The sequence below is a fragment of the Anabaena sp. CCY 9402-a genome, assembly GCF_963920945.1.
GTDB classification, from domain to species: Bacteria; Cyanobacteriota; Cyanobacteriia; order Cyanobacteriales; family Nostocaceae; genus Trichormus; species Trichormus minutissimus.
The window spans coordinates 1-9,763 of the sequence record NZ_CAWUDL010000126.1 but is presented as its reverse complement, the minus strand read 5'-3'; the positions used below and the strand labels follow the sequence as shown (position 1 = coordinate 9,763).

Here is a 9,763-nt window from a genome sequence, read left to right as displayed (position 1 = left end):
TAGAAGCAGCGATCGCCAGCTACCAAACAGCCCTGCGCCTCGACCCAAACTTTGCCAACGCTCACAATAACCTGGGGCTTGCGCTGCAAGATCAAGGGAAGCTAGAAGCAGCGATCGCCGAAGTAAACATAGCTATTCATCTCGAACCTACTAACTCTCTGTTTCGTGAAAACTTAGAGATTATAAGGAATCAGAAAAAGGGTTTTTGGGGTAGTTTATTTAGTTAATAGTATATTCTCAGTTCCTAAGCAGCAAAGTCATACACTGGCGTTTCAACAATGCGGATAGGTTCTTGTTGGTTATAAATAATCTGCTGTAATCGTTCTACCGTAGACGGTGAAAAAAATTGTTCTCCTATCTCTGGATTCACCCGTGCAGGTACATTTTCAATCAAGTAAAATTTGCCATTCATCTCTAGCGTGTAGGTTACTGTCTGTTCTACTAGTGTTTCATTAGAGTTACTGCTCATGGTTGCTTCTCCTTTGAGTTAAGCAGAATTACCAGGATTGTGATGAGCTACGATGTCCCGTAGGCGATCGCTATCCTGGTATCACACAAATTCATTGAAGATAATCTCAAGCTACATAGTCAAAGAGCATAGTAGTCATGTAGCGATCCGCCCACTCTGTACCAAAGGATTTCTCCAGAACTCGCCGAGTTTTATCATTTTGTTGCTGCTTTGTACAATAATTTCGTTGTCCTGCCAGCACCTTGGAAATGTCAAGATTTGATGTTAGGGGTGTCTCTGTACTGGCAATCTGACAATGGATGGTTAAAAATTCCCGCACCCGGTTGAGAAACATATCTTCTTCTTCAGTACCTTCTGGACGGACAAACAGACAAAATTCGGAAAAAATATCACCCCAAGGTGGTAAAGTCCGTGGTTGAGAAAACGGCACATCAGACAACACCGACAACTGTTGATAGTAACGCTCTGGTAGAGTGCGATCGCTACTAATGGGAGACAAATCCGCGATCGCTGCACTAATTGCGCCGCCTCGCCCACCAACCAAATCTGTGCCGAAGATAGGAATCGCATATTCAGGATTAGGGAACATCACACAGTGGAGAATATCTAATCCACTCCCAACCTGAGCCAATTCTAAATGCAGTTTGCGAAATTGCGGAGCTTGGTAGCAATGATTTTCAATGATCAGCCGTTCGCCTTCCAGGTGTCCTTCAACATAGCCTAAACCTTCTGGGACTGAGTAAGGGGATAGATCCAGGTGCTTTTGCCAAATTTCTTCAATAGCATCCGCCAATCTGTGGATTAGTGGATTCTGACGGCTTCTTAACGATGCTTCCATAGACTTCAACATACGCTTCTATTTGAGTATATGATTAATACTTACCTTGACCTATAGTTCGTGCAAAATGTGTGCAGTTGGAAGGGGACAGGGGACAGGTGACAGGTGACAGGTGACAGGGGAAGCAGTACCGCTTCGCGGAAACCGCAGCGTGGGGTAGAAGTTATACAATTTTGAATTTATATGCCCAATACCCATTAATAAATCAACTAGCCCAAGCCTTAACTCTTTGTAACCTCCTGAGAATACGGTTGGCTAGTTCAACTCCCATGACGGGTTTACACAGATAATCATCAGCACCGACGGTAAACGCTTGATTTTGGCTAGCGGAGTCTGTTAGCACACTGAGGAATAATACTGGCAAACGCTGCCAATTAGGGTCACTGCGGAGAATCTGGCAGAGTTCAAATCCATTGATCTGTGGCATATTCACATCTAAAACTAGGGCATCGGGGGTCACTGCTTGCAGTACCGTCCAGAATTTTTTGGGGTCGGCAAGGGTTGTTACTTTAAATCCCCAAGGTTTTAGCAGGGTGGGCAGAGTGCGTAACCAATCTTGATCATCATCCAGAATCATCAACTTTTTGGGAATCTTTGGATCTCGTAAAAGATTGACTACAGCATCAATCACTCGCTCTGGTGGAGTCGGTGCTACCAGAAAAAGTTTTCCACCCTGGCGCATCACCTCCAAGCGATCGCTTAATTCATCGCGATCGCCTATCACCACAATTGGCAAATCAGGATAACGGTGTGAGAATGTCTGCAATATTGCCCAAAAGTTACTGCCCTGGGGGGTAGACTGATCAGTCAGTAACGAATCAGATGAAATTGATGGTAAACGCAACAAGATAACATCGGGGTCTTGACCTACAGCACCCAAAACAGACTCAGTTGCCATCAAGGTTGTAGCCACATCCAGCACCGGAGTAGTCTCAATGCGAATTCCCCGACTAGCTGCAACACTTACTAGGGACTGGTTGAACTCAGTATCCGAACTCACGATAAGTAACAGGGGTGATTGCCCAGTGGGAATCTGAGACATTTGGATCAGTGTGGTGTGGTCAATGTCTTCCTGGAGAGCCGTCACTAGTGTTTTCATCAACGGCGCGTGTTTCGGTTGCAGTGGCTCTCGACCCCCCAACCAATATTCCAATTGCCGGGCAACGTGCATTGTTTTGGATAGCCCAAAGATTCCCAGAGTACCCGCTAGTTTGTGAGCTACTTGTTGTGCCTGTGCTTGTTGTTGGGGTTGCAGGCGATCGGTTTGCAAGTCTCTGACAGCTTGTAACAAAACTGCCATTTGGTCGAGGCTTTTGGGCTTAGTCGTTGTCCAAGTTTCGTTGAGGAAGGCCAGGTATTGTTGTTGGGAGTCGGCTGGAGGAAGATGTTGAGGGGAATTGCTCTGGGTTTCTCTGGAAGTATCAATTATTCTAGAAGTATCCCTATAATTCTTCTCTTGGGGTATTTTAGATAGGGCAGTCGATTCTTCCGTCCTTGGTGCTTTTAGATAGTAGCCCCGTCCGTGCATGGTGGCGATAAAGTCATGAGGCGCACCCGCAGCTACTAGCTTGTGACGTACCCGACGGATATGGGAACGTACCGTTGCTTGAGACGGAAATTCTTCCGAAGACCATAATCTGTCTAAAAGTTCTTCAGTGCTAAATACGTGTTGACAGTCCCGCAGCAGCAGTTCCAGTAAATCATATTCCATTGTTGTCAGGTTCAGGGGGCAACCATTATAGGTGACTTCACAAGTGCTGGGGTTGAGTAGCAAATCTCCCCAACTCAGCAAGGGAAAAGGATTAGCACTTCCTCGCCTCAGCAATGCCCGAACCCTAGCGATTAGTTCTATGGGATCGAAGGGTTTAACCATATAGTCATCTGCGCCCGCATCCAATCCCTGCACTTTGGCGGTGATGGTATCTTGTGCTGTGAGTAACAGAATGGGAGTGACGTATCCCTCTGTGCGAAAACGCTTGCATAAACTGATACCATCTAACTTTGGCAGCATGATATCCAAGACAATTAGGTCATACTCAAACGTAGAACCATAAGTCCATCCCATTTCCCCATCTTTGACAGTATCTACAACATAGTGATGGGTTGCCAGATTTCTAGTCAGGACTTTAATTAATAAGTCATCATCTTCCACAAGCAAGATTTTCATTGATGCGGCTACCAATGGAGAATTCTAGTAATTTGCTCCGGTAAATCCAGGGAATTAAAGGGTTTGGTAATTACACCACTGACCCCTAAATCATTAAACTGACGCTTTTCTGCTGTTTGTGCTTTGGCAGTTAAAAGAATGACCGGAATTTGTTCCGTCTCAGAATGAGACTGGAGTTCTTTAAAGGTAGCAATACCATCCATATCTGGCATCATTACATCCAATAAAATTACATCAGGGTTTTCAGTTTGAGCAGTCTGGATGCCTTCGAGTCCAGAACTCGCGGTGAAAACTTCCCATCCAGCCGCCATTTTGATACCAAATTGGACAACAGTTTGAATGGTTTCTTCGTCATCAATAATTAGAATCCGCTTAGTAGGCATAGAATCCCTCGCATAAGTATAGTTGTGAGTGCTAAGTGGGTATTGGGGACTGGGGACTGGAGACTGGAGACTGGGAATTATCCCATTACTCATTACTCATTACTCAGCACTCAGCACTCCCAAGAGTGGGCAATGTGAACGCAAAGGTACTTCCACACCCTGGATTACTCTCAGCCCAAATTCTACCGTTGTGTTGCTCAATAATTTTGCGACAAATGGTCAGCCCTAAACCTGTACCACCTTTTTTGCGGGAATCTGACGAATCTACTTGTTGAAACCGTTCAAAAATGCGTTCGAGTTGGTCAGATGGAATTCCTTGCCCTTCGTCTCGCACTCGAAACACCACTTCCCTAGGGAGGTTTTGAGTTGAGGAGTCTTTCTCTACTTCAACAGTCAGCCAAACAGTCCCCCCTGGTGATGAAAACTTGATGGCATTGCTGAGTAAATTTGTTAAAGCTTGCAAGATGTAATCCCCGTCTGCCCAAACTGGGATATCCTGTGGTTGTTTGACTAGAGTTATTTCATGCTGCTGTGCCATTGCTTGCATTGCTTCTGCTGCCTGGATCATTAAATTTGCAGCATTGCAAGCTTGGCACTCCATAATCACTTTACCAGACTCAATGCGCTGCAAATCTAGGACGTTATTAACTAAACGGACTAACCGTTCGGTACTGTCATCGGCAATTCCTAGCATTTGCTGCCCTTCGTCCGAAAGATTGCCCAATCGCCCTGTAGCCAAGATTTTCAAGGCACTATGCAACGATGTTAGGGGAGTCCGCAATTCATGGCTGATGACGGAAATAAATTCATCTTTCATCCGTTCAATGGCTTTGCGATCGCTAATATCGCTACTCAAGGCAAAAAATCCCTTGACTGTGTTTTGGTCATCTAGATGCGGGATATAAGTAACATCAACTGATCGCCCACTACCATCTTTCAAGACAATATCATTTTCATAGGTTACGGCTTGCCCAGCTAAAGCGATTTTTACATAAACCTGCATCCGTTGATAGCAATCTTCTCCCCAAACCTGACGCAGATGGCAACCGTAAATTTCCCCCGGTGATTGCCCCAGCCAATCATGGTAGGCTTGATTATTAAAGCGATATTGTTGTTGCTCATCCACATAGGCAATCAAAACTGGTAGGGCATTGGTAATTAAGCGCAATTGCTCTTCTCTCTGGCGCAACGTCGCTTCCGCGTGCATCCGCACATGAATTTCCTGTTGCAAGTTCCGATTGACGTCTTGCAATTCTGCGGTGCGGACTTCCACAATCTCTTCTAAGTGTTCCAGTAGTTGGGCTTGAGACAGAGCAATACTGATTTGATCTGCCAGTTGTTGCATTAGTTCCAGTTCAAAATCTACCCAATGGCGATCGCTGTTACATTGGTGTGCAATTAATAACCCCCACAGCTGATTCTGGGAATGGGTATTGAGTGTTTGCACAATTGGGACAATTAGTTTGGCTTTGATCTGGAATTGATCGACAAATTCCACCAAACACTCTGCTAAACCAGCTTCCGGATCATGCACATTGGCGATCGCTCTTACTCTTCCCTGGGCATATAGTTGTTGATAATCCTCTGGAAAGACTTCCTGGGGAAATTCCAGATCCATCAGTGTGGGATAATCTGGTAAAACCGCTTCGCTGATGGTTTTGCCTGTACCATCGGGCAAGACATGATAAATTAACACGCGATCGGCTTGCAAAATCCGTTGTACTTCCGTAACCGTGGTATGCAGAATTTCCTTGAGTTGTAACGACTGCCGAATTTTCAGCGTCACTTCCGAGAATAGTTCAACTCGCTGCTGCTGCTGTCGTAACTCAGCCTGCATTGATTCCCGACGCTGACTAATGTCTCGTAATAACAGCAGATGACAGTTAGGGATTACATTTGGAGTGAAGGTATATTCCACCTCTTGCCGGATCTGGGTGGAAGATGAGACTAATAGTTCTCCATTAAATGATTGTCCATGTAGAAAAGTTCCCGGACTAGGTTGAAGAGTAAATTCCGCAGTGATGAAAGTAGATAAATGTTGCCCTCTTAGTTTCCGACGCGGTAGACCTAGTAAATCACAAGCAGCAATATTCATATCTATGAAACATCCCTGATCATTAATCAGGGCAATCGCTATAGGCGCAGCAGAGCATCCCGTATCATGGGCGTTCTTAAATAAAGTTTTAATCAGATGCTTCTGAGTGCGTCTTTGATGTTTAGATTTTTTCGTGCTGGATTTTAATCGCTGCTTAGAAGAACGTTTAGGCACTTACATCCATATACAGGGGGACATTCCTATTGTTTACTTAACCTATCGAAAGTTCAAATCTTGTAAATTTAATGTTGGAAAATTTAACATTTTGTACAAGTCTGCGCCAATACCCTAGGTGATAAAGTTCAAACCTCATCTAAATATATTTGTGTATAGTTCATAATCAAGCGGGTTACAAACAGCTTTACCACCACGATTAAGTAAATGAGCGTAAATCTTCTGAGTCACGGTGTAGATTAAAGATTATAGGTAGAGTGCTGTTCGATACTTTTTGTAAAATAATCAAATAGTTAACAATGATACTAAACCGTCCTACCGCCACTTGGAAATTATTAGTTGCCTTCGTTTTGAGTTTTCTGCTATGTATCACATTACTTTCAGGATGCGGACAAAAAGATAAAACCTCTGTCGGCTGGAATCCTGCTGCTCCTGTAGGAATACATTTAAGCCGCGAAGCTAAAGGATTGTGGAAAATCTCTACCAATATACCTTTACCAGTCAAAGAACTTGGAGTTTTCTCTATCGCTCATCAATTTGATGTCAGAGATGACTACACTTATATCATCATCAGAGACAAAAAAAATGGTACAGAGCAAGTATTCCAGTTAGGTGTGAACAAAGGTAAAGTCAAGCTTCACGCAATTGGAGAACATAAATTGACTCTGCAACCAGGAGAAGACAACAAAATTATCATTGATAATGAAGCTATTTCCGGCACAATTACCATCGAAATTTACCCAGATGGGCAAAAGCTAGCTAGTGTTATTTTTGACAATGGGACTGAATTTGTCTTTCTCTCTGATAACCGCTTGCATATTGAGTATGCTTCTCTCGTTAACTCTATAAAGCGTGAGAGGCTTCCAGACGCAGAATCTCTTTTTCGGAGTGATAACTTTATTTCTTTAGCATCTTTAGAAAAGGTTACATTTACGAGAGATTTAGGAATCAGTCAGTTAAAGTTTGACTGGAAACCAGAGATAAGAGAGAACCAAGAACCATTAGTAATTGAACTTCCGAAGCAAGGTAAATCAACTATATCTAATATAGAAGAATTAAAAAATGCGATTACAACTCTCGCGCCAAAGGTTCAATTCATTATTGACAATTCTAATCCAAAGCTTTGGTTTTTTTTAGTAATTGAGTTGATAGGTATTTCTCTTGTAATTGGCTTTGGGATGAAGAAGAAAAAAGGATGCTTTGAAGTATTACTATATTTATTAGGTACTACTTCATTCGTTATTTATACTTTAGTAACATTAACCTCAGATCCTAGCTATCTGGGGTTTTAATCTAGAAACTTTCAAAAAGGCAATTTGTCAGTGGCGATCGCCGCTTTGCCTCTTCACCCATAGTATCCAATGTTACTCACGCCGCGAAACCCAGCCAGAAAAAGACCACCTAATAAATCTGTGGTACAAAGAATTGTTCATTTCGAGGTGGTCTGACATAGCTATCGCCAGACTTGCGGGGAGACAGTTCTAGGGGTTCTGGGGTCATATCCACATAGGGAATCTTGCTAAGGATGTGGTAAACACAATTGAGACGAGCGCGTTTTTTGTCGTCTGCTTCCACCGTGAACCAGGGTGCTTCGGGAATATTGGTGTGAGCAAACATGACATCCTTAGCTTTAGAGTATTCCACCCAGCGATCGCGCGATTCGAGATCCATCGGACTGAGTTTCCATCGCCGCGCGGGATCGGTGGTTCTCGATTGAAAGCGTCGTTCTTGCTCATCATCACTGACAGAAAACCAATACTTCAGCAGAATGATGCCTTCACGCACCAACATCCGTTCAAATTCTGGACAATCTTGCATGAAATGTTGGTACTGTTCTTCTGTGCAGAACCCCATTACAGATTCTACCCCAGCGCGGTTATACCAGCTGCGGTCAAACAAAACAATTTCACCCGCAGCTGGCAGATGGGCTACATAGCGTTGGAAGTACCATTGGGTCTTTTCGCGATCGCTAGGCGTACCTAAAGCGACGATACGACACCCACGGGGGTTCAACGGTTCTGCAATTCGTTTAATCGTACCCCCCTTACCGGCGGCATCGCGTCCTTCAAAAATAATGACGATCCGCGCGCCTGTAAACTTTACCCAATATTGCATTTTCACCAGTTCTAATTGCAGTTCAGCTATTTCTTTTTCGTAGAGCCGACTGGATATTTTAGAACTGCCTTCACCTTCAGTTGTGTGTTTTTTGAGCTTCCATTGTTTGATTTTTTTCGCAATCTTTTTCTTGGACTTGAGGGTTTTTATCTGGGATTCCATAGCCTTTTTAACCGGATTTACCTTGCTTAGTGTTCGTCAAGAACCCACAGTTAATTAATGCAGATTTATCAGTTATTAACTAAAAGCCGATCGCGAATTATTTTTAACTGTTCTTCATTATTAATTGGACACCTTGGAGTCGGTAATTCAGTATTAGGCCAATCTGGTAAACTGTTGCATGGGCAAAAAGCCGCAGGCATACCCACGTTACGCATAGCTATTGGCATAGTACAACGACCGCAATCTGAGATTTCCCATACTGGCGTTAGTAATTGGGCAATAGTCTCATCAGTTCCATCCAAATAACAATTACTTGCCGATGAGAGAATCTTTTGCCAACATTCTTCAAACTCTTTGCTATAGCGATCGCCTTGGAATATAGGTTGAGGTAGCAAGCTTGTTCCCTCATTCCCGACCACTACTTTCTTTCCTAACTGAAACCAGTAGGAAAGATATTTTTTGACTTCTTCTTTAGTTGCCATACCACAATTTTACAGTCGGTATGAGGAAAATTTTGATACTGACTGTTTAATTTTGTATTAAGAATCAGCCTAAAATTTTACTAAAGAATAATAATATACCTCTCTTAAAATTTCTTAAATAATCCTTCATGATTCGTAATGTATAGATTTTGGCAATGGTGTACCAAGTATGCTTAGATTTAAAACATGACCACCAGTAACCAAATAGACAGCTTCGCAAATTAAGCCTAACTGACGCACCAAAGTACCCAGGCGATCGCGAAATGTTCGTCCCAAAGGATATGCTGGTACAACGCCCCAACCCGTTTCTTCCGCCACAAACACCATATCCGCAGCAACTAACTGCACTGTTTCTAAAAATTCCGCTAAAGTATTTTCCCAACTCTGATCATCATCCTCTAGCAGATTAGCTACCCAAGTCCCCAAAGAATCGACTAAAACACAAGTATTAGGTTTAGCATCAGCCAGAGTTGCAGATAGTGACACAGGAACTTCCAGCGTCACCCAATCTTGAGGACGGCGGTTTTGGTGTAATTGAATGCGTTTGTGCCATTCTGCATCATCAAGGTTAACAGTAGCAGTCGCCACATAAATTACCTGTTTACCTGATTCTATCGCCAAATTTTCTGCCCATTCACTTTTACCAGACCGAGCAGGGCCGGTGATTAATATGACTTTACCCAAAGCTGTTTCCTCAATAGGGATTTAGGGGAAGAAACACGAAGAAACGACTAGAAGTCGCGGCGATAAAAACATTCGCGTAGCTTCCCTATTGTTAAGTCCGCGCAGGTGGACTTAACAATAAGCTTAAGCCCCTTTCTTGACCTATCACCTGTCACCTGTCACCTGTCACCTGTCACCTGTCACCTGTCACCTGT

At 43.4% G+C, this 9,763-nt stretch carries 10 protein-coding genes; 2 read left to right on the top strand and 8 right to left on the bottom strand.

All coding sequences use genetic code 11. The annotated features are described in order from the left end of the window. A partial coding sequence (locus tag ACM0OR_RS26855) for a tetratricopeptide repeat protein (RefSeq protein ID WP_414579462.1) occupies window positions 1–227 on the top strand: 227 nt, incomplete at its 5' end. A 17-nt stretch (window positions 228–244) separates the two neighbouring features. On the opposite strand, the gene ACM0OR_RS26850 is transcribed toward ACM0OR_RS26855, so the two are convergent. The 5 genes from ACM0OR_RS26850 to ACM0OR_RS26830 all read right to left on the bottom strand — a co-directional run bounded on the left by ACM0OR_RS26850 (window position 245) and on the right by ACM0OR_RS26830 (window position 6,126). Next, the gene (locus tag ACM0OR_RS26850) at window positions 245–469 is read right to left on the bottom strand and encodes a hypothetical protein (RefSeq protein WP_414579461.1); all 225 of its coding nucleotides are present in this window, start codon (window positions 467–469) and stop codon (window positions 245–247) included. Between the two features lie 106 nt (window positions 470–575). Then, window positions 576–1,319 carry a phycocyanobilin:ferredoxin oxidoreductase gene (locus ACM0OR_RS26845; protein ID WP_414579460.1) on the bottom strand — a complete coding sequence of 248 codons (744 nt, stop codon included), beginning with the start codon at window positions 1,317–1,319 and terminating at the stop codon, window positions 576–578. Window positions 1,320–1,512: 193 nt separating this feature from the next. Further along, window positions 1,513–3,474, bottom strand: a complete 1,962-nt coding sequence (locus ACM0OR_RS26840) for a response regulator (RefSeq protein ID WP_414579459.1) — start codon at window positions 3,472–3,474, stop codon at window positions 1,513–1,515. An 8-nt stretch (window positions 3,475–3,482) separates the two neighbouring features. Then, window positions 3,483–3,857 carry a response regulator gene (locus ACM0OR_RS26835; protein WP_190698536.1) on the bottom strand — a complete coding sequence of 125 codons (375 nt, stop codon included), beginning with the start codon at window positions 3,855–3,857 and terminating at the stop codon, window positions 3,483–3,485. A gap of 103 nt (window positions 3,858–3,960) precedes the next feature. Beyond that, window positions 3,961–6,126, bottom strand: a complete 2,166-nt coding sequence (locus tag ACM0OR_RS26830; RefSeq protein WP_414579458.1) for an ATP-binding protein — start codon at window positions 6,124–6,126, stop codon at window positions 3,961–3,963. Window positions 6,127–6,425: 299 nt separating this feature from the next. Here ACM0OR_RS26830 and ACM0OR_RS26825 point away from each other — a divergent pair, with 299 nt between their 5' ends. Beyond that, on the top strand, window positions 6,426–7,418 hold the full coding sequence (locus tag ACM0OR_RS26825; RefSeq protein WP_414579457.1) for a hypothetical protein: 993 nt from the start codon (window positions 6,426–6,428) through the stop codon (window positions 7,416–7,418). A gap of 109 nt (window positions 7,419–7,527) precedes the next feature. Here the strand turns inward: ACM0OR_RS26825 and ppk2 are convergent, their stop codons facing one another. From ppk2 to cobU, 3 genes are all read right to left on the bottom strand, one after another. Beyond that, the gene (ppk2, locus tag ACM0OR_RS26820; RefSeq protein ID WP_414579456.1) at window positions 7,528–8,403 is read right to left on the bottom strand and encodes a polyphosphate kinase 2; all 876 of its coding nucleotides are present in this window, start codon (window positions 8,401–8,403) and stop codon (window positions 7,528–7,530) included. Between the two features lie 68 nt (window positions 8,404–8,471). Further along, window positions 8,472–8,885, bottom strand: coding sequence for a hypothetical protein (locus tag ACM0OR_RS26815; protein ID WP_323268808.1), 414 nt, complete (start codon window positions 8,883–8,885; stop codon window positions 8,472–8,474). Window positions 8,886–9,011: 126 nt separating this feature from the next. After that, window positions 9,012–9,569, bottom strand: a complete 558-nt coding sequence (gene cobU, locus ACM0OR_RS26810) for a bifunctional adenosylcobinamide kinase/adenosylcobinamide-phosphate guanylyltransferase (protein ID WP_323268809.1) — start codon at window positions 9,567–9,569, stop codon at window positions 9,012–9,014. Between the last annotated feature and the right edge of the window lie 194 nt (window positions 9,570–9,763).